Below are 22,505 nucleotides of genomic sequence, written 5' to 3'. Positions count from 1 at the left end.
GGTTTAAAGGCTAAGATCCAGTCCCAGTGTGAATTTTTTAGGAATGGGATAACCACTGCCGCTATATATTCCGAAAGCATCTACCTGTTCCGGATCAGGAATGTTTTTAGATTGTTTAAAGAGATAGAGATTGTCGGCCAGTGCATAGATCCTCAAACGTTTGAAATGGAGCTTATCTAATACGCCCTGGTTAAAGGAGTAGGAGAGGGACACATTTTTTACGCGGAAGTAAGCACCGCTTTCTATCCAGGCAGAACTCACCATGGCATATTTATAACGGGTACCATATACAGAACTCAGACTTGGATACTGCGCATTATCGCCCGGGTTGTTCCAGTAGTTGATACCGCTCAGGTCAGGTAAAGCATGGGTGGAAATAGAGTGATATGGATTAGGATCGCCATCATCTGTAGGCACCAGCTGCGACAGTTTACCCGCGAGATAGTCATTAAAGATTTTTCTGCCTGCGGTGAATGTGCAGAATACATAGAGCGTAAAGCCTTTGTAGCTGAAGGTATTACCAAAACCACCGGTTACTTTAGGGTTTGGATTTCCGGCAGGTATATAGTCTTTATCATCTAATATGCCATCACCGTTGGTATCCTGCCAGATTGGATCTCCACCTCTGAACGCACCACCATAAAAGCTGAGTGGCTGCCCGGTTACTTTATTAATAGGTACATCCGCATCTGTTTTGTAGATGCCTGTTTTATTAAATACGTTGTAAGAATTGAGTGGCTGTCCCTGACGTAACAGGAATTTATCGAGATAAATATCGCGTCCGCCATTGGGCAGGGAAGTAATAATATTATCGTTATGAGCCAGGTTTAATAATGCCTGCCATTGGAATTTGGAAGATGGTTTTAATACGTTGGCAATGAGCTGCAGTTCTATCCCGGTGTTGCGTATACCAATTGCATTTGCGGTGAGGATAGAATAGCCGGTAGTTACAGGTACATTCAGGTTAAAGATACCGCCGTTGGTATTTTTAATATAAGCATCTGCTACTACGTTGAATCTGCCGTTCAATAAGCTCGCATCTATACCAAGGTTGGTTTGTGTATTCTTCTCCCAACTCAGGTTATTATTGGTCAGTCCTTTATCAAAATTCAGTGCTACAGCTGGTATGCCGTTGTATCCAAAAGCATAGTTATTGCCGGTAGCAGGGTTGCTGCTGCCTGGAAATCCGCCGGCGCCGATGTTGTAGGTGTTATAAGACAGGTAGTTGTCGCCACCATCCGGTTGTCTTCCGGTTACACCATAGCTGGCGCGTAATTTCAGCAATGTGAGCCAGTTGCCGGCAGATTTCAGTGCCGGTTCATCACTGATGATCCAGCCGCCGGATATGGAGGGGAAGTAGCCCCAGCGATTGTTCTTACCAAAACGGGAAGATGCATCCGCAGTGATTACCCCGGACAACAGGTAACGTTCTTTATAGCTATAGTTGGCTCTCAGGAAGAGGGATTGAATACCACTCTGCAGCAGATCGGATCTGGTGTCGGCCAGGTTCTTATTCAATACGGTCACCGTATGGATCTGATCATTGGGAATACCAATGGCATAAGCATAGGTGGAGCGGTATTCCCAGAACTCTGTGTTTTGTCCGGCAAGCAGATTGAGGGAATGATTGGCACCCAGTGTAGTGGTATACTGGATGGTATTGCTCATTAAATAATTATTGGATTTATCAGTAAAGCTGGTGGCTAAACCGGTACCATCTCTTCTCGCAATACCCGGTGTATAGGCATCCATCCGGCTGTTGGTTTGTGTAAATGAGATGACGGTATTAAAACTGAATTTCCTTGAAATCCGCCAGTCGATCACCGGGCTAATAGACAGGTTATCATTGGTATTCTGATCGGTAGCGCTACTGCTGGTGCCAAAAATAAAATCCTTCGAAGCATCCGTCATATACATGAGTGACGTTGGCAGTGGGCTGGAAGCATAATATCCTCCGTTAAATGCACCAAAGCCGCCGGAGAGATCATTGATAGACCGTGGTCTGTCGAGCTTTGAATAACGGATCTGGGTAGAAATCTTCAGATTTTCTGACAGGTTCAGACCAGTGCTGCTGCTGAAACTGTAGCGCTTTAAGCCTGATTTGCGCACAATGCCCTGTTCATTATAATAGTTGAGTCCGTAGCGGTAGTTCACCAGGTCATTGCCGCCGGAAACGGATACATCGTAGTTATCAACCCTACCGGTGCGGTATATGCCGCCCTGGTAATCGTTGGCGTTGTTAAAGGCAGGATTAAGACTGTCGGTGAGTATCTGTGGCAGATCTTTCAGGTTACCCCAGCTACCGTAGTGATTAATCAGGTCCATTTTTGCCCTGCGCTCTTCTGCGCCAATCAATACTTTTTCCAGTTGTGGTTTTTCAGTGAAGCCGTGATAGGTAGCGAAATCTACTTTAGGTTTTCCGGAGAGCCCTCTTTTTGTTTTGATGATGATCACACCACCAGCGCCTCTTGATCCGTAGATCGCAGCAGCAGAGGCATCTTTCAGGATATCTATACTTTGTATATCGTTGATGGCAATACCGGCCATTACGTCTGTATTGGTGCCAGTACCGTAGTTGATAGCAGCAATATCTTCTGTCGTTTGAGGTACGCCGTCAATCACGTAGAGCGGTCCGCTCAATGCGCGGGCGAGACTTGTTTTACCAGTAGTACTGCTGATATCGCTGCTGATAGTGCGACTCACCGCCGTGTTACCACGCATCACCACATTACTTCTTACACCCGGTTCACCGGAGTAGTTCTGTACGTCCAGTCCTGGTGCACGGCCCTGCAGCAAGGCATCAAAGGTAGGAGCAGGAACATCCAGTAATGTTTTCGGATTGATGGAGGTCACCGCTGCCGTCACCGTTTTACGGGAGGTTTCCTGGTAGCCGATGATCACCACATCTTTCAATACTTTTTTGTCTATAGGTAAGGAAACATTCAGGTGGGCATTGCTTTCCTTTACGGTGATGGAACGGGGCAGATAGCCTACAATGGTAAAGGTAAGCATGCTGCCGGGATTCACTTTAAGGGTGTAGCTGCCGTCGGCATTGGTGATAGCGCCCGATTTGGAATCTGAAATGCTGATAGATACGCCCGGTAGGGGATTTCCGTCAGATCCGTCCCGTACAAATCCGGCTACCGTGATTTTCGTTGTGGCAGGATTTACCTGTGCGAAACCGGGTAGGGAAAGGACGGTGAGGCAGAACGTTAATAACATAACAGCACAGCTATGGCTGTATTTTGTAAAATTAACAGTCATGTAATTTAATTTGAAGCTTATGAAATGATACTGGAATGCTGATGCCAGTTGTTAAAATGAAATTGGTTGACGTATTGTATTTGAATTAATAATGCCTATCTACTCTTTTCGTTGGTATAATAAATTTTGGTTTGATATACTTTATCAGATGCTAAATCGATTTTCTAAATAAATCACAGGTGCTGAATAAGGCAATGAAGTTAGTATGCAGGAGAAATCTAACTTGTTAATGAAATTTAAAAGATTGTAAACAATGTTAAAAGCGGGGTAGGGAGAGGAGGAGGACCGCCGGCTGTGTGGGCGCGGTATGGCGGCCTAAATATCTGAAAGATAATTGAATTATTGGGGTTGTTTTTTTGCTGGTTCGGGGCTGATCCATTTTGCCGGGGAAACGATCCTCTTCCCGTAGGGGATATTAATATATGATTTTAATATATTATATTTATGGCGTAAGAAAACCTTTACCCGGAAATTATACCTATGAAAAAACGCTACTCACTTTTTTTAGTGCTGTTTACTTTTACGTTTATCAGCACTTTTGCACAGCAACAAGCCATCAACGCCGGCAGCCGGGCCAAAGCTGCGATTCAATTCACCAAATTACTGAATGAAGCCGCCACCATTTATCCGCCGCAGTTATCTTATCTGACGGAATCCGGCGCCAAAATCGAATCCTCTTTCCGCATCAGCGAAGAGGGGATCTTATCAGTTACCTTTCGCTACCCGGTGGAAAACAGTTTTACACTGTACCGCTTAACTGCACCAGTAAGTGCCATTAAAGCCGTATTCTACGACTATTATATAGGACTGGAATTTGATGGCAGCGTGGTAACGATAGCTGAAAGCGATAAGGGCAGCCGGGAACTGAAAGAGAACAATTCGCTGTCACTTTTTCATATTGCCAAACCGGGTGACGGTCCGGAGGGTGCGCGCCTGAAAGCAAGGATGGAACAGGGGTTGCAGGCATTCAGGGAAAGTTATAAGTAAGACAACAATTAATGGAGTGGTTTGGTACTTCCATCCACAACCATTCAGAATATTATGTTAAAAAAAGGAGGGGTGCGGCAACGTACTTCTCCTTTTCATTATTACAGACTTATATTTAGCAGGCAAAGATCCGACATGAAAATTTTATTACACTATTATAAATCCCTACATAGCTTCAATATTCCATTTTCTTTACTCTTAGGTTGTTTCGGTATGATTGGCGGCGATAAGCTGGACGGCTTTCTGCTGACTTTTGCTATTTCTCTTCTTACAGGTGGTTTTGGGTTAGCGTTATTTTTTTACGGGCTAAAATATGAACACTGCTATTACTTTTATTATAACAAAGGCTTTTCCAAAATGAAACTGATAGGGTTATCGTACGGTATCAATGTGGTGGGCATCACTGTTTGCTTACTGATTAAAAACAGCATCGTATGAGTACAAATCAATTGGTAGCTGACAGTATTTTCAAGTATGTTGGCCACCGGGAATTGCTGACGGATTGTTTTGTGCGCTGTAATACCGGAGAGGTGATTGGTATTTTAGGGAGAAATGGTTGTGGTAAATCTACTTTCCTGAAAATCATTTTCGGCACGGTTTCCTGCCACCATAAATTTGTAAGCATTAACGGTAAAAAGTATGATGCGCCCTACAAAGAAAAGGGGCTGATCGCTTATTTGCCGCAGCATGATTTCCTGCCGGGTAACGTTACCGTCCAGCAAGTGATAGCACTGTTTTTAGATAGCCAGGTGGAGCAGGAACTGGTAAAGACAAATGAAAATATTGTACCCCATCTCCATAAAAAAGTAAGTGCCTTATCGGGAGGGGAATTAAGATACCTGGAAATATTATTGCTGGTGCATTCTCCGGCTAAGTTTATTTTGCTGGATGAGCCTTTCAATGCGCTGGACCCACTCTTCAAGGAAAAGATTGTGGCATTGATCCAGGCAGGCAGGGTGAGCAAGGGGTTCATTATTACGGATCATGACTACCGGAATATTATTGCCAGCAGCGATTGTATTATCCTGGTTACCCAAGGAGTATTCAAGAACATCAAGGCGTTGTCGGAGTTGGAGGATTTGCACTATTTACCGAAGGGAAGTTTGGAGGATCTTTGATACAAAGAAAAGTGGATGTGAAAGAGCCTCCCTTTCACATCCATTATTTTTCAGACAGCTTTTGCTTCCGGTAATTCTTTACTGAGATACCCGATGAAAGTCCATATTTCCAGGACTTCTTCAATATTTATAATCGCAGTGTCGTAATTACTATTCAACGAATGCAGTGTTAAGGTGCCATTCTGTTTAATATGGTTACCGACTACTTTGAAAATAATTTCTTCTTCTCCACCTTTCAGTATGAGGATACAGGCTGTATTGTTTTTTAAGTGAGCCCAGTCCTGCAGGTACTGCGCAATGATATGACTACCATCAGGGATGGGCTCCATAGAGTCGCCGCTGATAGGGAACATGCGGATGGTTTTACCTCTGGGTAATTCCGGCAAGGTAAATTTCGGCAGGGCGGCAATGAAGCCGGGATCGCTGAAACCGCTACGGTATCCTGCTTTGGCCCTTGCTGGCACGTATTCCATATTCTCCTCGTTACTGTTATCTACCGTAATAGGCAAAATACGTATATGCCTGCCCGTGAGGTCCACTTTTTTACCGGCTTCCAGTTCTTCCAGTTGCGTTTCCGGGATTTGAGACAGGTCCGTTTTGATGATGAGGTCTATGTCAATCCTGAAAAAGGTGGAGATCAGGACCAGGTCTTCCATGCGTGGATTGCGTGTTTTGCCGCTTTCCTGCGCAGTGATCTTGTTCCGGTTCAGTCCCAGTAAATCAGAGAGGTGTTGTTGAGAGATCTTCTTTCGTGTCCGTAATAATTTCAGATTAGCGGCCCAGAAAAGGGGCTGTTTGTCCATGTTTTATATAGTTACAATAAATTATATTTATAATTGACAAGGACAAATGTAGGGCTTTTTACTCATTCCTGGTGAAGTAAAAGACTACTCAGCTGTTGTGAGAGGGATTCTCCGTGGAGGTCCCGGTTGAAAATCATCCCGGTAGAATCGATCAGGTAATTTTGTGGAATGAGTTTTATACTATAGGCTTTTGCCGCCTGATTTTTATCTTTGGCAGGATCGGCGAGGTTGGTCCAAACGAGGCTGTCTTCCTGTATGGCCTGTATCACATAAGCCCTATCCGCCGGGGGATCCAGTGCAATGCTGATCACGGTAAAGTTTTTATCCTTGAATTTTCTATAGGCATCCCGGACATACTGGTGTTCTCTGCGGCAGGGCTCACACCAGGAAGCCCAGAAGTCGAGCAGCACTGTTTTACCTTTAAAATCAGACAGGCGTACCATTTTGCCGTCCATGTCCTGTACTTCAAAGTCGGGGGCATCGTTGCCTACGGTAAGGTTACGGATGCGGGTGAGTTCTTCCTGGAATGCTTTTCCTTCGGGCGTATTGCGTATTTCAGGTGTTAACTTCTGAAAGAGGGGTTCAATCTGATCCGGATCTATTTGTATGCCGGCCACATCTTCCAGGGCCAGCAGGCTGAAATAGGAACCGGGGTTTTCAGCGATATATTTTTGCTGCATGAGCTTTTTGGCTTCGTAGGCTACTGCATAGCGCTGATTCATTTTTTGCTGAAATTCCTTATTGGCTTTTTCGGCTGCAGATGCTTTTGTGTATGATTTCGTGATCAGGCCAATGGCTTTTTCAACTGTTTTCAGGGAATTATTATAATCGATTTCGAGCTGATTGGTGGTGGAGGTAACGTGTGCTTTGCTGACGTTTTCCTGGGTTTGTATTTTGGTATCGCCTTTTTCCAGGTAAAATATCCGGACATCGGCATCGGCGGGTAATTGCATAAAGTCCATCGTAGATCCCTTGTGGTCGAATATGAGCATGGCCCGTATCGGGCCATCCACAGTGCCTTCAAAGCGAAATACACCATCCCGCACATCTGCGGAATCAATAACGAGCTTTTCGTTGATCAGTTGGTTGAGATATACTTTAACCGGGCCGCTTTGCTTGGTCACCTTGCCATTCAGAACAAACTTTGCGGGCTGTGCCTTTATGAATACAGGGCAACTTAACAGGGCTAAGATTGTTATTTTTTTCATAAGATAATTTCTACTGACGAATGTCTTGACTAAATTTCTTCAATTCGTGTTACAAAGCATTTGTTAAGCAGGAATAACAAAAAAAATATGGCAAATCATAGCAAGTCGCCGCACATTCTGAATACCTCCACCAACCTTTTGGGTTTTTGTTTGATTGTTCTTACCTCTATAAAAGTGGCCAGATTTAATAACGCCACCATTATTGACGACTTCACCGGTATTGCCGCCCTGCTCCTGATGGCCAGTTGTCTGCTCTCATTTTTATCTTTAAAAAGTAAAAATGATAACAGAAGCGAACGACTCGAACAAGTGGCGGACTACACTTTCCTGGTGGCATTAATTTGTGTCAGCATTACAATAGTTTTTGTATCTTTTAATTTATTGAGCTGATCGTTAGCACTTTGTTTTCCCGTTGCCAGGACATTTTCCTGTTACGGCTTATTTATTCTGCAATATCCCGGTATGCTGAAAATTCGTTTGTATGAAGAAGCCAGAAAGATCTGGAATATCATGGCGGAGAGTAAGGACCCGCCCGACCTTACACTGGAGCTGGAAATTCATAAAAAAGTACTGAGCTTTTTCCAGGTAGGCGATTTTTGCTATTTTATTTTTAATGTCGTGAAAGGGGAGTTTGATTATGTGCATCCCGGTGTATATGATTTGTTGGGGTATAACGTCAATGAATGCACGGTGTCGACTATGGTGAGTTATATTCATCCGGAGGATATGGGATGGTTCCTTGATTTTGAAAATACCGCCGTGGCATTTTTTGCAGAGCTGCCGCCGGAGAAAGTCCTGAAGTATAAGGTGCGTTATGACCTGAGGGTACAGAAAGCCAATGGTGAATACCTGCGCGTACTCCAGCAAACCACGCCCGTTCAGCATGATGGGGCAGGGGGCCTGCTTCGTACCCTGGTAGTACATACAGATATTTCGCATCTTAAAATGGCCGGGCGTCCGGTACTCTCTTTTATAGGACTGGAAGGCGAACCTTCTTTTCTGAATGTGGAAGTAAAGAAGGCTTTTGTACCCGCACGGGAAGTGCTGACGAAAAGGGAGAAGGAGGTATTGAGACTCATGCTGGGAGGGATGCCCAGCCGGGAAATCGCTCAGCACTTAAATATCAGCCGGCAAACAGTAGATCAGCATCGTAAAAATATGCTCAAGAAAACAGGCATTAAATCATCCGCTGAGTTGGTGGTGAAGGCTATTAAGGAAGGATGGGAATAACAGCTATTAGCTATTAGCCATTAGCTTTTAGCTTATGGCGTTTGCCAATAGCAAATAATTATTTTCTGAAGGTAATCATGGTGGTTCCCGCCGCGAGTAGTACAAAAATTGCTGCTATCCAGGGAGTAGCTCCCAGTCCAAGTGATGACGCCACAATGTTTCCACCCACATAAGCCCCAATAGCTGCTCCGGCATTAAATGCCGCAATATTCAGTGCAGAGGCCACATTCACTGTGGCGGGGGCGGTCTTCTCTGCGGTTTGTACCACATATAATTGGGAAGCCGGTACCGTAGCAAATGATAATCCTCCTATAATAAAGAGATTGATAATAGCCGTGATACTGTTATGTACCGTAAAGGTGAAAATCAGCATCGCGACCATTTCGGCTATTAATATATAACGGAGGGAGCGAAGCGGATTTTTGTTGGCCAGGCTGCCCCCGGCAATATTACCAATGGCCACTGCTACACCATATATTAAAAGGATCATACTCACTTTGCTTTCCGCGATGCCGGTAAGATCCGTCAGTAAGGGCGACAGGTAAGTAAATACCAGGAATACGCCGGCGTAGCTAAGGACGGTGGTGAGTAATGCCAGTAATAAAGGTTTGTTAGACAGTACCAGGAGTTGGGCTTTCCGGCTACCGGGGGCTTCCTGGGGGATATTCCCCGGTAGCAGGAGCAGATTGGCCAGCAAACCGATGGCGCCTAATATGGCTACTCCGGTAAAGGTGGCTCTCCAGCCCAGTTGTTGCCCGATGAAGGTTCCTAAGGGCACCCCGGTCACCATGGCGATGGTGAGGCCGGCAAACATCAGGGCAATGGCACTGGCTCTTTTGTCGGGAGATACAATAGCTGCTGCGATGGTAGCCCCCACAGAGAAGAATACGCCATGGGCAAAGCCGGTGAGCATACGGGCGGCTATGAGCAAGTAGTAGCCTTTTGAAAAAGCTGCCAGCGTGTTACCCGCAATAAATAATATCATGAGGGAAATCAGTAGTTGTTTACGTGGCACTTTAGCGGTTAATGCCGTGAGGATGGGCGCGCCGATAGCCACTCCGATGGCGTAAAAGCTGACCAGCAATCCTGCCGCCGGGATGCTCACTGCCAGGTCCTTTGCGATGACAGGCAATAATCCAACAATCACAAATTCTGTGGTGCCAATGCCGAACGCGCTGATCGTTAATGCCCATAACGCAGCGGGCATGCGGCTTTGAGACGTAGCCGCTGTTAATGTTGTTTCCATTTTTAATTGATTTGAAATATTCACCCCGCAAAGGTGGTACAACTATATGTATAAAATAAATAAGGTGATTTTGGTAGGTCTATAAATAAATTTATACTATAAGGAAGGTTTGTTGTTTTTGTTAATCCTTTTTTTTATTATTGCTACGGCAAGGGAGCCAACCAGACTATTCCCTTACAACAAGCAACCAGATCAATCAGGAAAAGTTTCCGTTTTTTTTTGTCTATTTAGCAAAAACGTTTTAGCTACACATGAGCATGGATGAGATTCGTGAATGGCAGATGCAAATAGCGCGTTATGATGATGAGCAGGCTTTCTCCCGCTTGTTTCGCCATTTATATGACCGGCTCCTGCATTTTTGTATCAGGTATGTACATGTAAAAGAAGCGGCAGAAGAAATTGTATCAGATGTTTTCGTGAAGCTCTGGAACCGTCGTACGGAACTGGAACCCATCGTAAACCTGGAGGTATATCTTTTTGTGGCGGTTAAAAATCATTCGCTTAATTATCTGGAGCAGTACTCTCATTTGCGTATTGTACCCCTTTCCGGTTCAGATACCGCCGATCTGCGCAACAGCGTGGACCTGGAGCGTGACCTGGAATGGAAAGAGATGCGCTTTAAAATGGATAAGGTAGTATCCTCTCTGCCGGCTCAATGCCGCCGCATCTTCCAGTTGATCAAAGAAGACGGCTTTAAGTATAAAGAAGTTGCTGAAATCCTGAGTATCTCTCCCAGAACAGTTGAAACACAACTTTTCCGGGCTATGCGCCGCCTGAATGAAGAACTGGGCGCCATTGGCAAGGGCAAAAATGTGTTGCCGCCATTGATTATGTTACTGGCATTGTCTTTCCCCGGCTTTTGCTAAACCATTACTATCCTGCTACCGCTACGCCAACCCATCAGCCGGGTAGAAAAAATATTTTCCCCGCCTGTAAGTAATTCTCCTCCCGTTACCTGTCCTTATCTCTGAACACGATTCCATTTTATGATAAACGAAGAATATTTCGTCTTACTGGTGACCCGTAAACTAGCCGGATCCGCCACTCCGGCAGAATTGTCGGAACTGGAGACCATGTTGGACCAGCACCCGGTATTGAAAGAGCGGTATACCCACCTGCATCATTATTTTGAAGATCCGTTACACCACGCGGCAGAAAATACCGAACAGGCCCTGCAACGCACGCTGGCAAAAATAAAATCCCAACAAACGGCGGTCACATCTCCCACCACAAAAATTAAAAAGATACATCCCTGGAAATGGGCGGCAGCAGCGGCAGCAGTATTGATGCTGGGCGGCGCGTTCTACTTTTTCAATAAAGGCAGTAAGCCTCCGGCAGCAGGTAAGGAGCAATGGGTGAAACGTAGTAATGGCAAGGCTACCCGGTCATTTATAGAACTGGCAGACGGCAGTAAAATATGGCTCAACGCAGAAAGTATGCTCACCTATCCGGAAAAATTCAAAGGCGATAGCCGCGAAATTTTCCTGGAAGGAGAAGCCTTTTTTGATGTAGCTACCAATGCTAAACGTCCCTTTATTGTTCACCTGAAAAAAGGAACGATCAAAGTACTGGGTACCTCCTTTAATATCCGCGCTTACGAGAATGAACCCGTACAAACCGCGGTGGTAACCGGTAAGGTGGCCTTTATTCCGCGGTATGAAGAGGCAAAGAAAATTAATGATACCATCCTGATTACCCCGGATGTGAAAGTAAGCTTTACTGCCAGCAGTGGTACACTGATCAAAGGCAATACCATCGGTGCAGAAGACAAAGCCTGGACGGAAGGTCGCCTCATTTTCAGAAATGCTACCCTGGAGGAAATCGGCGCCAGCTTAGAACGCAATTTCAATAAACATGTGGCCTTTGAAGCCAATGCACCTAAACAATATCGTCTTACAGGTTCTTTCCATAATAACTCCCTGGAAGATATCATGTATTACCTGAGTAAGTCAAAAGCATTCCACTATCGTATCACTGATTCAACGCTTGTCATCGGAGAATAATATAAAGCCAACATTACCATTTATTCATTTTTAATCACCACTACGTTATGAGAAAGGAACTATACAAGCCTTCTTTTCGTCCACCTTTCGGGTCGCTGATAATTTGTTTATCGCTACTGAGCGTGCTGGACCTGCATGCGCAGGTAGCTTACGCGGCTGGTACGCGGCGGCAGGTACAGCATCAGCCGGCGAAGGAGCGCGAAAGACCGCCATCTCTCAACTACCTGGTTAGCCTGCAGGTAGACAATGCCAGTCTGGCCCAGGTGCTGGACAAAATCGAAGCACAAACTTCCCTCGTGTTTGTATATGCTAATGATGATATTAAAGCCGCACGGAAAATATCCCTGAACGTAAAAGATAATAAACTGGATGATGTACTACAGATGATCCTTTTACCACTGGAGATCAACTATGAATTCATTGCCAACAAAATTATTCTAAAACGGAACGGCACCAGCTTTTCCGCAGAACAGCAGCAGGAAATTATTATTACCGGCCGCGTAGTGGATAATAAAGGACAAGTCATCCCCGGTGCCAATATCCGCCTGAAAGGACAGTCCATTGGTACCGTAACAAGCGCAGATGGTACCTACTCCCTGAAAATACCTGCCAGCGCGGCGAATGGTGTATTGATATTTTCTTCGATAGGATATGTTCCTTCGGAAATAACTATCGCCGGCAGAACTAATATCGTGGCCATGCTGACTGTAGATTCCAAAGATCTTGGTGAGGTAGTGGTAACGGCGTATGGCCAGCAAAAGAAAGGACAGGTAACCGCGGCGATCAGCACGGTGAATTCCAAAGACATTACCAGCAGACCGTCCGTGAATATGTTCCAGGCCTTACAGGGACAGGCACCTAACCTCATTATGCAGCAGGCCACTGCCGAACCCGGTGCCGGCATGGTGATGAACATCCGTGGTGTGGGTAGCTTAACCGGCAACGCCCCCCTGGTGATCATTGATGGAATACAGGCGGGTACCTCCGGTTTACAGAACCTGAATCCATATGATGTGGAAACTATTTCTGTATTGAAGGATGCAGCTTCTTCTGCTATTTATGGTTCGCAGGCAGCTAATGGTGTTATCTATATTACTACAAAAAGAGGTAAGAAAGATGAACGCCCATCTGTACAATATAACGGCATGTATGGCTGGCAAACGCCCACCACACTGCCCCGCAACGTGGAAGCATGGCAATACATGACCCTGAAAAATGAAGCACTGGTGAACTCCGGTAAAACCCCGCAGTATACACCGGAAAATATTCAGTACTGGCATGACCGTGGTTCTGAACCCGCTATGCTCCATGAAATGCTGCGCAAATATACTCCCCAGCAAAACCATAGCTTAAGTTTAACCGGTGGTGGCAAAAGCAGCAGCTACCTGTTTTCCATGGGCTACCTGGACCAAGGCAATATGCTGCAGAATGAATATGTACCACAGGATTTTTACTACAAAAGATACAATGCCCGTTTAAACGTATCCGTTGACGTTAGTAAGTATGTAAAGGTAAATGCCAATGCCGCATATACCCGTTCCAACTACCGCACACAGGTGTCTGATATCGGTTTCCTGATTCGTGATGCGATGCGCGTTCCACGTACCAATGCCGTAAAAGACTCGCTGGGTAACTGGGTGGTGCCTAGTCTTACCAGCAACAGTGTGATCGCATTACTCGCCAACGGAGGTTTTAATTCCAGAACCATCGATAACCTGATGGGTGGGTTAGATGTGGTGATCACACCGGTGGATCACTTCAAGATTAACCTGAATGCTTCCGGTGTTTACAACATTGATAATAACGTACAGCGTATTAATAAATTTACGTACGCTCCTTATTATACCACGGCTACGCCACCTTTATATAATCAGTCGCAGCAGGATGAATATAAAGATCTGACGACAAACGTATATGCTACTGCCGAATATGAAAATACTTTTGGTAAGCATTATGTAAAAGGACAGGTGGGTGTGCGCAGTGATGCGGTAGATGAAGGCTACGGCTTCAGATCCACCCGGTATGGTACCACCAACCTGGATCCTAGCTGGGCGATCGGTGGCGGTTATATCCCCAAGCCGGATGGTACTTACGATTATAAGGATATAGGTACCTATAATGATTTGCGTAATCCAAATCTGTATGCGCTTAATTCCCTGTTTGGTCGCTTGAACTATGCGTATAATGATAAATACCTGGCGGAAATCACCTGGCGTTATGACGGCTCTTCCAAGCTGGCACCGGGTCATCGCTGGCAGTTTTTCCCGGCATTTTCACTGGGTTGGAGACTGACAGATGAAGCCTTTATGGAGGAGGTGAAAGACAGGATAGGCAATTTCAAACTGCGTTATTCCTGGGGGCAGGTGGGTAACTCCAACATAGGTGGATTCAACTACCTGTCGAGAGTATCCATCAACGGCGCTAACTATTCGTTTAATAATTCCATTGCACCCGGCAATACTTTTTCTACCTATAATGACCTGTTGAAGTGGGAAATCTCTACCATGAGCAACTATGGTGTGGATGCAGATTTTTTCCATGGTAAGTTAACCGCGTCCTTTGATTATTTTAGTAAGATGACCGATGGGATTTACCTGTTCCAGACGGTTCCCGGAACTGCCGGTACATCTGCTCCGCTGGAAAACGTAGGTAAGGTGAATAACAAAGGCTGGGAGCTGGCATTGTCGTATCGCGCCAACACCGGTGCTTTCCATCACACCTTTGGATTTAATCTCTCCGATAACCTGAACAAGGTGATTAAATTCGGACAGGAATCTGTTCGCGGATCGGATGTTAGCTTTATCATTAAAGAAGGATTCCCGATTTCATCTTACTACGGTTACAAATCGGATGGTTTGTATCAGAACCTGGACGATATAAAAAATGCACCTAAAGTACCATTTGCCTACAACCAGCAGGTAATGCCGGGAGATGTGAAGTACATAGACCGTAATAAGGATGGTGTGATCGATGAAAACGACCGCTATGTATTCGGTAATCCTTTCCCCCGTTATACTTTCGGCTTTACCTATAATGTAAGCTGGAAAAACTTTGACCTCACCATGTTCTGGCAGGGAGTGGGTAAAAGAACACAGTTCATGCGCGGCGACATCGTGGAAGCCTTCCATAACAACGAAGACCACGCGATGGTGCAGCACCTGGACCGCTGGACACCTACCAATCCGGGCGCGTCTTATCCACGTTTAACCATCGGATCTGCTGATGCCAACAACTTCGCCTATTCCGATTACTGGTTGTTTGATACCAAATACCTGCGTCTGAAAAATTTCCAGATAGGATATAACCTGCCTGCCTCCTTAATGAAAAGAGCCGGTATGCAGGGCGTACGGGTATATTTCACCAGTCAGAACCTGATAACGATTATGCCTAAACGATTCCGTGAGCTGGGGGTAGATCCTGAGTTTACGCAGTTCGATGATAAGCTGAACATGAATAATTACAACGCCATTGCCGGACGTAATTATCCGAATGCAGCCACCTTCGCTTTTGGTTTGGATGTAAAGTTTTGATGCCTAAACAATCATTGTTATGAAGAAATTAGTTTTATCAATATTAGTCGCCGCGGGATTGTTTGGCTGTCGTAAGCTGGACCAGCCCATTACGCGGGAGTTTACCGAAACGGCTTACTGGCGTGATTCACAGGATGCGCTGGATGCATTAACCGCTTGTTACGAGCATCTTTCAAAAGATGATTATTTCTTTGGAGATGAAGCCCTGAGTGACAATGCCTATAATAGTGGTGGTGGGTTATTGAATGTTACTGCGATTGCCAATGGTGGTTACGATGGCGCCAATGGCCGCGTAGTGGATACCTGGCCTTATTATTATACTACTATCCGCCGTTGCAATACCGTTACTGCGAACATAGACCGGGTGCCCAACATGGATGCCACGCTGAAACGCCGTATCATCGCAGAAGCGCGTTTTATCCGTGCCTATGCCTATTTTCAGCTGAGTGCCTGGTATGGTGATGTGCCTTTTTATACTGATCTGATTACGATAGATCAGTCACGTACCATTGGCCGCACCGATAAAAATACCGTTCAGCAATTTGTATTAACGGAGCTGGCGGATATTCAGAAAGACCTGCCTACCAATCTGCAGCAGTCGCAGAATGACCGTGGTCGTATTACCCGCGGCGCAGCAGTTGCGCTGAGTGCCCGTGTACACCTGTTCCGCAGCGAATGGCAGGCGGTTGTAACAGATTGCGAACAACTGATTACTAAAACCGATAACGGCACTTATTCCCTGTTTGTTAATTACAGCAACCTGTTTACTGTAGCCAATGAATACAACAGTGAGGTAATCCTGGACCTGGAATATGGTGGCGCCAGAACATACGACAAGCAACGTCAGTTTATGCCGCAAACTATTGCCGCCCTGAGAAGTGTGCTGGTACCTACACAGGACCTGGTAAATGATTACATCATGACCAACGGTAAAGCTATTGGCGAGGCGGGCTCCGGGTATGATGAGAACAATCCTTACATCAACAGGGATCCACGTTTTGAAGTAACCATTTTGCATGATGGTTCCAAGGTAACAGACTTCAGCGGTGTGGTGCAAACGATTCTCACCAAGCCAGGGTCAACACCTGCTACCAACACCGTAGATGACCAGGGAGCTTCACCTACCGGTTATTACTTCTATAAATACTACGACCGGGCGGCCACCAACTATGCCTCCGGATTAAACCTGGTGCTGATCCGCTACGCCGATGTATTGCTGATGTATGCAGAAGCAAAAAATGAACTGGGACAGATGAATGCCGCTATATGGAATCAGACCATTCAGCCTTTGCGTACCCGAGCCGGGTTTACAGATGCCGGTGCGCTGCAGTTTAACGGGGCGTGGAGCCAGGCACAACTACAAACCGTGATTCGCCGTGAAAGACGTGCTGAGCTTGCGTTTGAAGGGTTACGTATATGGGATATACGCCGTTGGAAAACATCCGACGTAGTCATGAACAGACCGGTAAGAGGTATCAAAGTAACCTCCGGTGCATTCAATAAAGATCCCAACGGATATATTATCGTAGAAAACAGGCTGTTTACCAATCCTAAACATTACCTGTGGCCTATACCTACCATTGAACGCGATCAGAATAAAAATCTTTCACAAAACCAAGATTGGTAATCCTTCCACCTAAAACTGTAATAACATGCAAAAATATTTAATCATCGTACTGAGTGTTATATTGTTTAGTTGCAAAAAAGACTACACACTCAATACCAATATGCAGCCGGTAGCGAAACTTACCGCACCACTGGATAATAAATACATCAAGCTGCAACCTGCCACCAGTGCTACACTGAGCTTTGAATGGGATCAGGCCCGTGCAGAAGATGGTTCACTGGTGATCTATGAAGTAGCTTTTGATAAAGAGAATGGGGACTTTTCCAATCCTGTTGCCAAATTTGCTTCCGATGGTGGTGGCGTACAGAACAAACTTACCTTATCTCACAAAGACCTTAACAGCATTGCCGGTAAAGCAGGCATTGCGTCTCTGGCTACGGGTAAACTGAAATGGACGGTGCTGGCATCTAAAGGATATAATATCCAGAAAGCGGCAGAAACGAAACTCATAGAAGTAGAAAGACCTAACGGTTTTGCTGAAATTCCCACAGATGTATTCCTGACAGGCGAAGCTACGGAAGCAGGCGCTGATTTGTCGAAAGCGCTGAAGATGAAATCCACCGCACCGGGGGTATATGAAATTTATACCTCTCTCAAAAATGGTAAATATCATTTTACCAACAGAAATACAGGCGCACCTACTACTTACTCTATCCTGGGTACTGCTGTAAAAGAAGGGGGAGAAGGAACGCAGACAGCCGGTACCAAAGTATACCGTTTACGCCTGGACTTCAACAATGCCGCGGCTTCGGTAACAGAAGTCACCACCATAGGGCTCTGGTTTGCACCGCTGAACAAGTTTTTATTTGAAATCAGTTATGCCGGTAATGGTACCTGGAGTATCAAGAACCAGTTGATCACTTTCAAACAGGAATCATGGGGTCGTGATGAGCGTTATAAATTCCGTTTAGCCGTTAAAGATAGTGATGGCAATGCAGGTGAAGAATGGTTTGGCAGCGCCAACAGCGATAACAACCGTCCTACCGCCGCCACGCCGCTGAGCTTCTGGGAATTGCGGCCAATTGCGGGTAATGACCAGTGGGGTTATTGCTACAAGTTTGCCACCGAAGCAGATACCAAGAACTGCGATATCAATGTATACTTCACCACTGACAAGAATTACACGCACGAAATAATCGTCAAATAATTATAGCTATGAAGATAGTACGGTATTCTATATTAATGCTCACCCTGGCCTTCACTGCCTGTTTGAAAGAACCGGTAGATGATGGCCCGGGTCCGGGCGCCGGCAAAGCACGTTATGCGTATAACTGGCCGCAGATCGCAGATTCGTCTACACAAGGGTTGATCAGTAACTTCTGGAACCAGGAAAAATACTTTAATCAGAACAGTACCGGCGGTACCACCTTTAATTACTGGCCTAATGCGCACGCATTGGACGTACTCACGGATGCGTATATACGTAAAAATGATCCTGCCATTAAATCCCGTATGGATGATTTGCTGGCAGGCATGAAAGTGAAGAATGGCGGTACTTACATCAACCACTTTTATGATGACATGGAGTGGATGAACCTGGCCTGCCTGCGTGCTTTTGAAGCCACGGGTGATACACGTTACAAAGAGGTAGCCGTGATCCTGTGGAATGATATCAAAGGCGGGTGGGATGATGTTTGGGGCGGTGGTATTCACTGGAATAAAGACAAATCCAAGAATTATAAAAATACACCGGCGAATGCACCGGCCTGTATTATTGCCTGCAGAATGTACGGAATTACCCAGAACGCCGACGATATTGCCTGGGCAAAGAAAATATACGACTGGCAGAAAAGTGTGCTGGTAGATCCTGTGAGCGGTCTTGTTTGGGATGGTATTAACCAGGATGGCAGTGGACAGGTAACCAAGAACTGGAACTTCACTTATAACCAGGGCGTTTTCATTGGTGCTGGTGTGGAGTTGTACAAACTCACCGGTCAGGCCAGCTACCTCAACGATGCGCTGAAAACAGCCAACAATACGCTGGGTGGCGGTTTTACCAATGCCAATATCCTGAAGGATGAAGGCGCCGGTGACGGCGGTTTGTTCAAGGGTGTACTGGTACGCTACCTGATGTTATTGATTACAGATGGAAGCATCAGCAGTACGGATGTTACCAAGTATGCCAATTTCCTGCAGTTGAATGCAGAAACGTTGTGGCTGAAAGGCACCACCCGTCCGCAGGTATTATTTAATAAAGACTGGAGCACCCTTGCGGCCAGCAGCGATCTGACGACACAGCTGAGTGGTGCGATGCTGATAGAAGCTGCTGCCAGGCTCAAAAGTATGGGATTGATCAAGTAACGAAAATTACAGTGATGGGGAGCAAAAAAACGACTGTTACCTTATGGTGTTTGCTTGTTGCCGGTGGGCTATGTGCTCAGAGCAACAGGCAGCGGGCGGCAGTATTGCAAAAGGCAGTGGATCAGTATCTGTATGAGCGCAAGACCGGTTTATATATTCAAACCAGCGACCGTACCAAAAATCATAATCTGCATGCGGACCTGTGGGGCCTTTGCGGGCTGATACAGGCGGCTAATGAAATGGAGAAATTAAATCCGGGTAAATCGTATATGTTACCAGTGGTAGCGGCTATTAATCAGTATTATGATCCGATTCCGCCCGCACCTGGTTATGCATCGTATGTGGTGAAAGAAAGGAGGGAAGACCGTTATTACGATGACAACCAATGGATCGGCATTGCTTACCTGGACGCCTATACGAGAACGGGTAAGAAATGGTACCTGGAGAAAGGGGCGGAGATCTACCAGTTTATGATGACGGGTTATGATACAGTAAGTGGTGGTGGTTTGTACTGGAAGGAGGGGGACAAGACCACAAAAAATGCCTGTTCCAATGGTCCGGGTATATTATTGGCGCTGCAATTATATGATGCCACGCATAAAAAAACCTATCTCGATACGGCGAAGCTGTTGTATAGCTGGGTAAATAAATACCTACGTTGTGGGGATGGTGTGTACTGGGATGCCCTGAAACCAGAGGAGAACAACCGGATTGACTCCGCCGTTTATACTTATAATACCGGTACGATGCTGGAAGCCAATGTAAAGCTGTATCACATCACTAAAAATGTACAGTATTTAAGGGAGGCGCAGCATATTGCAGCAGGAGGTTATCAGCGGTTTTTCAGGAAGGGGCGTTTTCATTCTTCTTACTGGTTTAATGCGGTGCTGCTGAGAGGCTACGAGGCATTGTATAAAGCCGATAGTAACAAAAAGTATATTAACGCTATGCAGGAATACGCAGATAAGGTGTGGTGGAATGATCGCGACAGCAGCACCAATATGCTGGGCAACCGTCCGGAAAAGGAGCTGCTGGGACAGGCGGGGATGATAGAGATCTACGCAAGACTGGCTGGTATTTAATATTTAGCGCTACACGCTACAAAATAAGCCCGCAGCGTTCTCGCTACGGGCTTTTGTTTTGTGTATGAAGCATGCGTTTATGAGAATCTTGTTACCAGTGCCATGCCCTGGTAGGTATTCAGTGTATTTTCATCCATGAATACTACTTTGCCGCCTTTCTGCAGCACACTGTCGATGATGATCAGCGAAACATCTTCAGCGCCTGGCTGATCTGATTCCGTAATGGCGCCGTCTTCGATGGTGCCATTACGGAAATAGGTTTTTTCCAGGTAAAGTGTGTCTGCTGCGCCGGCTTCTGCGGCCCGGTAAATATCTCCCAGGTCTACCAGCAGGCGTTGTTTGGATTGTGCTTCACCTATAGCAGACAGGGCTGCGGTTTGTTTGTCGGCCATATGTTGCTGCACCAGCGGGAAGGTCACCTTTAGGATTTCGTGGCTGCTGGTGTCGTCGTAGCTGCCGGCGGCGGTAGCCATCACGATTTTTTTGATATCCATTTGCTCCTGGTAGTAAGCAATACTTTTGGTGTCGCCTAAGAGTACCACGGGGAGCGGATTTGCGTGGTAGTATTTTTTGAATTGTTTATCGGCCACATTGAAATATTCTTTCAGCAGGTCATCTATAATAGCGTCCTGTTGCAATTTCATGGGGTCTTTGGTGTAATATTCGTTGGAGAAGGGGAAGTCGTCATTATGGATTTCCCTTACCAGGGTATCGTTATAAGCCTCCAGCAGCCTGATTTTCTGGCGTGCGATGGTGAGGATATAGTAATGTTCCTGTTGTTGTAACGCTTTGAGCAGCGGTCGTACTTCAAAGCGGTCGCTGATCACTACACGGTCCGTTGCCGGAACGGGGAGTTTCACCACCTGTATGCTGTCGTGGTTTGCAAAAATGGTGAGGCTATCCAGGTTATAGTCGTGATTGATGTCCAGTTCAGCGGCCTTGATTTTATCCAGTACAGGCCATACTTCCCTTTTGTCGAACGTATCGTATAACCTGGTTTCCGCTTCTGCTACCAGTTTTTTCAGGTTGATAGGGTCCTGTTTATTGTCGGGATGAGTTCTGTGAGTAGAGAGTAGTATGGTGACTGCCGGTGCTCCGTGGTATTGACTCAGTGTCATTAATGCTTGTTCCATAATTTCCGTTTTTATTGCTTAACAAACAGTTGAATACAATGTTTAACTGTTTGGTAAAGGTAGTATGCAAGCATTGCGCCATTCATGATAAGTATCACCCGTTCGGCTGATTTTCATCAGTTCACGTTATTATTTTGCTATAATATTACATAATTCCTTAATTTTATGATATTTATTATTAATTTATCACCGGGAACAGCTATTCCTGTTCCCCTGTAAAAAGAGTAGACGAAACCTATCCTATCCCTATGAGGCTGATGATATTGCTGTTTTTTGCTTTTGTGCACATGTCTGTTTATGGACAGACGGCAGTGCCGGCGGCTAAAAAAGGCAATCGGGCAACAGAGTTTCAGATGAAGGAGGGGAGCTATCTGAGTTTTGCGCAGGTGAATTTAAGTCTGGGTGAAATTGGTTTCCGGGTAGAAGTCGCCTCTGAGCATAAAAAAAGTAATGCGCGTATTGAATTCCGCATCGACAAGCCCAAAGGGAAAATTATCGGGACGCTGGAAATACCCTATACCGGTGATAGTACCTACGCATTGAAATTAACGGGTAACCTGCGACACGCAGAAGGCGTGCACGATTTATACCTCGTAGCAAAAGGCGCCATGCCATTTAGCATCACATCTTTTGGCTTCATCTACAATTATTAATATAGCCATTTACGTTAGTTTGAGAATTTTTTTGGTGGAATGAAATAGGTGTGTATATTTGCAACCCCTGACACGATATCAGTTGCCCAGATGGCGAAATTGGTAGACGCACTGTGTTCAGGTCGCAGCGCTCGCAAGGGTGTGCTGGTTCGAATCCAGTTCTGGGCACGAGATTTACGAAACCCGCTTTTAGAGCGGGTTTCGTCGTTTTACAATTTTATACAAGATTCGACACCAGATGCTAAAATCCCTGCTGGTTATTATTCTACAGGTTCGATTACCAGTTGCCGTTCTGTATCCCCCAAGCCAATGTTTTATAC

At 45.7% G+C, this 22,505-nt stretch carries 18 protein-coding genes and 1 tRNA gene; 14 read left to right on the top strand and 5 right to left on the bottom strand.

Annotation, left to right across the window (positions count from 1 at the left end):
• Positions 1 to 3: 3 nt before the first annotated feature.
• Positions 4 to 3,264 carry a SusC/RagA family TonB-linked outer membrane protein gene (locus AC1DP6_RS19030; protein WP_477056243.1) on the bottom strand — a complete coding sequence of 1,087 codons (3,261 nt, stop codon included), beginning with the start codon at positions 3,262 to 3,264 and terminating at the stop codon, positions 4 to 6.
• Between the two features lie 480 nt (positions 3,265 to 3,744).
• On the opposite strand from AC1DP6_RS19030, the gene AC1DP6_RS19025 reads away from it, so the two are divergent.
• The 3 genes from AC1DP6_RS19025 to AC1DP6_RS19015 all read left to right on the top strand — a co-directional run bounded on the left by AC1DP6_RS19025 (position 3,745) and on the right by AC1DP6_RS19015 (position 5,369).
• Positions 3,745 to 4,251, top strand: a complete 507-nt coding sequence (locus AC1DP6_RS19025; RefSeq protein WP_477056242.1) for a hypothetical protein — start codon at positions 3,745 to 3,747, stop codon at positions 4,249 to 4,251.
• A 135-nt stretch (positions 4,252 to 4,386) separates the two neighbouring features.
• Positions 4,387 to 4,689: a hypothetical protein gene (locus AC1DP6_RS19020; RefSeq protein ID WP_477056241.1), complete on the top strand. Its 303-nt coding sequence runs from the start codon at positions 4,387 to 4,389 to the stop codon at positions 4,687 to 4,689.
• Positions 4,686 to 5,369 (top strand): ATP-binding cassette domain-containing protein, encoded by a 684-nt coding sequence (locus tag AC1DP6_RS19015; protein WP_477056240.1) that lies wholly within the window; start codon positions 4,686 to 4,688, stop codon positions 5,367 to 5,369. The genes AC1DP6_RS19020 and AC1DP6_RS19015 overlap by 4 nt, the downstream gene beginning before the upstream one ends.
• Before the next feature lie 50 nt (positions 5,370 to 5,419).
• Here AC1DP6_RS19015 and AC1DP6_RS19010 read toward each other — a convergent pair whose 3' ends face one another.
• Positions 5,420 to 6,172 carry an XRE family transcriptional regulator gene (locus tag AC1DP6_RS19010; RefSeq protein WP_477056239.1) on the bottom strand — a complete coding sequence of 251 codons (753 nt, stop codon included), beginning with the start codon at positions 6,170 to 6,172 and terminating at the stop codon, positions 5,420 to 5,422.
• A gap of 62 nt (positions 6,173 to 6,234) precedes the next feature.
• On the bottom strand, positions 6,235 to 7,380 hold the full coding sequence (locus AC1DP6_RS19005) for a redoxin domain-containing protein (RefSeq protein ID WP_477056238.1): 1,146 nt from the start codon (positions 7,378 to 7,380) through the stop codon (positions 6,235 to 6,237).
• 87 nt (positions 7,381 to 7,467) lie between these two features.
• Here AC1DP6_RS19005 and AC1DP6_RS19000 point away from each other — a divergent pair, with 87 nt between their 5' ends.
• Together AC1DP6_RS19000 and AC1DP6_RS18995 are read left to right on the top strand one after the other, a co-directional pair.
• Positions 7,468 to 7,770: a hypothetical protein gene (locus tag AC1DP6_RS19000; protein WP_441577185.1), complete on the top strand. Its 303-nt coding sequence runs from the start codon at positions 7,468 to 7,470 to the stop codon at positions 7,768 to 7,770.
• A gap of 72 nt (positions 7,771 to 7,842) precedes the next feature.
• Positions 7,843 to 8,610, top strand: coding sequence for a helix-turn-helix transcriptional regulator (locus AC1DP6_RS18995; RefSeq protein ID WP_477056237.1), 768 nt, complete (start codon positions 7,843 to 7,845; stop codon positions 8,608 to 8,610).
• Positions 8,611 to 8,668: 58 nt separating this feature from the next.
• On the opposite strand, the gene AC1DP6_RS18990 is transcribed toward AC1DP6_RS18995, so the two are convergent.
• Positions 8,669 to 9,856: an MFS transporter gene (locus tag AC1DP6_RS18990; RefSeq protein WP_477056236.1), complete on the bottom strand. Its 1,188-nt coding sequence runs from the start codon at positions 9,854 to 9,856 to the stop codon at positions 8,669 to 8,671.
• A 257-nt stretch (positions 9,857 to 10,113) separates the two neighbouring features.
• Between AC1DP6_RS18990 and AC1DP6_RS18985 the strand changes: the two genes are divergently transcribed.
• The 7 genes from AC1DP6_RS18985 (at position 10,114) to AC1DP6_RS18955 (ending at position 20,399) form a co-directional block, all read left to right on the top strand.
• Positions 10,114 to 10,722 (top strand): RNA polymerase sigma-70 factor, encoded by a 609-nt coding sequence (locus tag AC1DP6_RS18985; protein ID WP_477056235.1) that lies wholly within the window; start codon positions 10,114 to 10,116, stop codon positions 10,720 to 10,722.
• Positions 10,723 to 10,842: 120 nt separating this feature from the next.
• Positions 10,843 to 11,859: a FecR family protein gene (locus AC1DP6_RS18980; RefSeq protein WP_477056234.1), complete on the top strand. Its 1,017-nt coding sequence runs from the start codon at positions 10,843 to 10,845 to the stop codon at positions 11,857 to 11,859.
• 47 nt (positions 11,860 to 11,906) lie between these two features.
• A complete protein-coding gene (locus AC1DP6_RS18975; RefSeq protein WP_477056233.1) occupies positions 11,907 to 15,389 on the top strand; it encodes a TonB-dependent receptor in 3,483 nt (1,160 codons plus the stop codon).
• A gap of 19 nt (positions 15,390 to 15,408) precedes the next feature.
• Entirely contained in the window at positions 15,409 to 17,016 is a 1,608-nt protein-coding gene (locus tag AC1DP6_RS18970; protein ID WP_477056232.1) for a RagB/SusD family nutrient uptake outer membrane protein, read from the top strand.
• A 25-nt stretch (positions 17,017 to 17,041) separates the two neighbouring features.
• The gene (locus AC1DP6_RS18965) at positions 17,042 to 18,163 is read left to right on the top strand and encodes a SusE domain-containing protein (protein WP_477056231.1); all 1,122 of its coding nucleotides are present in this window, start codon (positions 17,042 to 17,044) and stop codon (positions 18,161 to 18,163) included.
• Positions 18,164 to 18,171: 8 nt separating this feature from the next.
• Positions 18,172 to 19,317, top strand: a complete 1,146-nt coding sequence (locus AC1DP6_RS18960; protein ID WP_477056230.1) for a glycoside hydrolase family 76 protein — start codon at positions 18,172 to 18,174, stop codon at positions 19,315 to 19,317.
• 14 nt (positions 19,318 to 19,331) lie between these two features.
• Positions 19,332 to 20,399 (top strand): glycoside hydrolase family 76 protein, encoded by a 1,068-nt coding sequence (locus tag AC1DP6_RS18955; protein ID WP_477056229.1) that lies wholly within the window; start codon positions 19,332 to 19,334, stop codon positions 20,397 to 20,399.
• A 77-nt stretch (positions 20,400 to 20,476) separates the two neighbouring features.
• Here the strand turns inward: AC1DP6_RS18955 and AC1DP6_RS18950 are convergent, their stop codons facing one another.
• Positions 20,477 to 21,532, bottom strand: coding sequence for an AOC03_06830 family ribosome hibernation factor (locus AC1DP6_RS18950; protein ID WP_477056228.1), 1,056 nt, complete (start codon positions 21,530 to 21,532; stop codon positions 20,477 to 20,479).
• Positions 21,533 to 21,780: 248 nt separating this feature from the next.
• Between AC1DP6_RS18950 and AC1DP6_RS18945 the strand changes: the two genes are divergently transcribed.
• Positions 21,781 to 22,185: a carbohydrate-binding protein gene (locus tag AC1DP6_RS18945; RefSeq protein ID WP_477056227.1), complete on the top strand. Its 405-nt coding sequence runs from the start codon at positions 21,781 to 21,783 to the stop codon at positions 22,183 to 22,185.
• Positions 22,186 to 22,269: 84 nt separating this feature from the next.
• Positions 22,270 to 22,353: transfer RNA gene (locus AC1DP6_RS18940), tRNA-Leu, on the top strand.
• The last annotated feature ends 152 nt before the right edge of the window (positions 22,354 to 22,505 follow it).

This window comes from Chitinophaga sp. 01L420 (assembly GCF_056399985.1).
The sequence above is the reverse complement of the archived record's forward strand: the minus strand, read 5'-3'. Positions and strand labels throughout refer to the sequence as shown.

Excerpts from the sequence above, each read along its gene's own strand:
- AC1DP6_RS18965 (WP_477056231.1), top strand. The coding sequence starts at position 17,042 with ATGCAAAAATATTTAATCATCGTACTGAGTGTTATATTGTTTAGTTGC.
- AC1DP6_RS18985 (WP_477056235.1), top strand. The coding sequence starts at position 10,114 with ATGGATGAGATTCGTGAATGGCAGATGCAAATAGCGCGTTATGATGAT.
- AC1DP6_RS18955 (WP_477056229.1), top strand. The coding sequence starts at position 19,332 with ATGGGGAGCAAAAAAACGACTGTTACCTTATGGTGTTTGCTTGTTGCC.
- AC1DP6_RS19025 (WP_477056242.1), top strand. The coding sequence starts at position 3,745 with ATGAAAAAACGCTACTCACTTTTTTTAGTGCTGTTTACTTTTACGTTT.
- AC1DP6_RS18990 (WP_477056236.1), bottom strand. The coding sequence starts at position 9,856 with ATGGAAACAACATTAACAGCGGCTACGTCTCAAAGCCGCATGCCCGCT.
- AC1DP6_RS19020 (WP_477056241.1), top strand. The coding sequence starts at position 4,387 with ATGAAAATTTTATTACACTATTATAAATCCCTACATAGCTTCAATATT.
- AC1DP6_RS18975 (WP_477056233.1), top strand. The coding sequence starts at position 11,907 with ATGAGAAAGGAACTATACAAGCCTTCTTTTCGTCCACCTTTCGGGTCG.
- AC1DP6_RS18980 (WP_477056234.1), top strand. The coding sequence starts at position 10,843 with ATGATAAACGAAGAATATTTCGTCTTACTGGTGACCCGTAAACTAGCC.
- AC1DP6_RS19015 (WP_477056240.1), top strand. The coding sequence starts at position 4,686 with ATGAGTACAAATCAATTGGTAGCTGACAGTATTTTCAAGTATGTTGGC.
- AC1DP6_RS19030 (WP_477056243.1), bottom strand. The coding sequence starts at position 3,264 with ATGACTGTTAATTTTACAAAATACAGCCATAGCTGTGCTGTTATGTTA.
- AC1DP6_RS18960 (WP_477056230.1), top strand. The coding sequence starts at position 18,172 with ATGAAGATAGTACGGTATTCTATATTAATGCTCACCCTGGCCTTCACT.
- AC1DP6_RS18945 (WP_477056227.1), top strand. The coding sequence starts at position 21,781 with ATGAGGCTGATGATATTGCTGTTTTTTGCTTTTGTGCACATGTCTGTT.
- AC1DP6_RS19000 (WP_441577185.1), top strand. The coding sequence starts at position 7,468 with ATGGCAAATCATAGCAAGTCGCCGCACATTCTGAATACCTCCACCAAC.
- AC1DP6_RS18970 (WP_477056232.1), top strand. The coding sequence starts at position 15,409 with ATGAAGAAATTAGTTTTATCAATATTAGTCGCCGCGGGATTGTTTGGC.
- AC1DP6_RS18950 (WP_477056228.1), bottom strand. The coding sequence starts at position 21,532 with ATGGAACAAGCATTAATGACACTGAGTCAATACCACGGAGCACCGGCA.
- AC1DP6_RS18995 (WP_477056237.1), top strand. The coding sequence starts at position 7,843 with ATGCTGAAAATTCGTTTGTATGAAGAAGCCAGAAAGATCTGGAATATC.
- AC1DP6_RS19010 (WP_477056239.1), bottom strand. The coding sequence starts at position 6,172 with ATGGACAAACAGCCCCTTTTCTGGGCCGCTAATCTGAAATTATTACGG.
- AC1DP6_RS19005 (WP_477056238.1), bottom strand. The coding sequence starts at position 7,380 with ATGAAAAAAATAACAATCTTAGCCCTGTTAAGTTGCCCTGTATTCATA.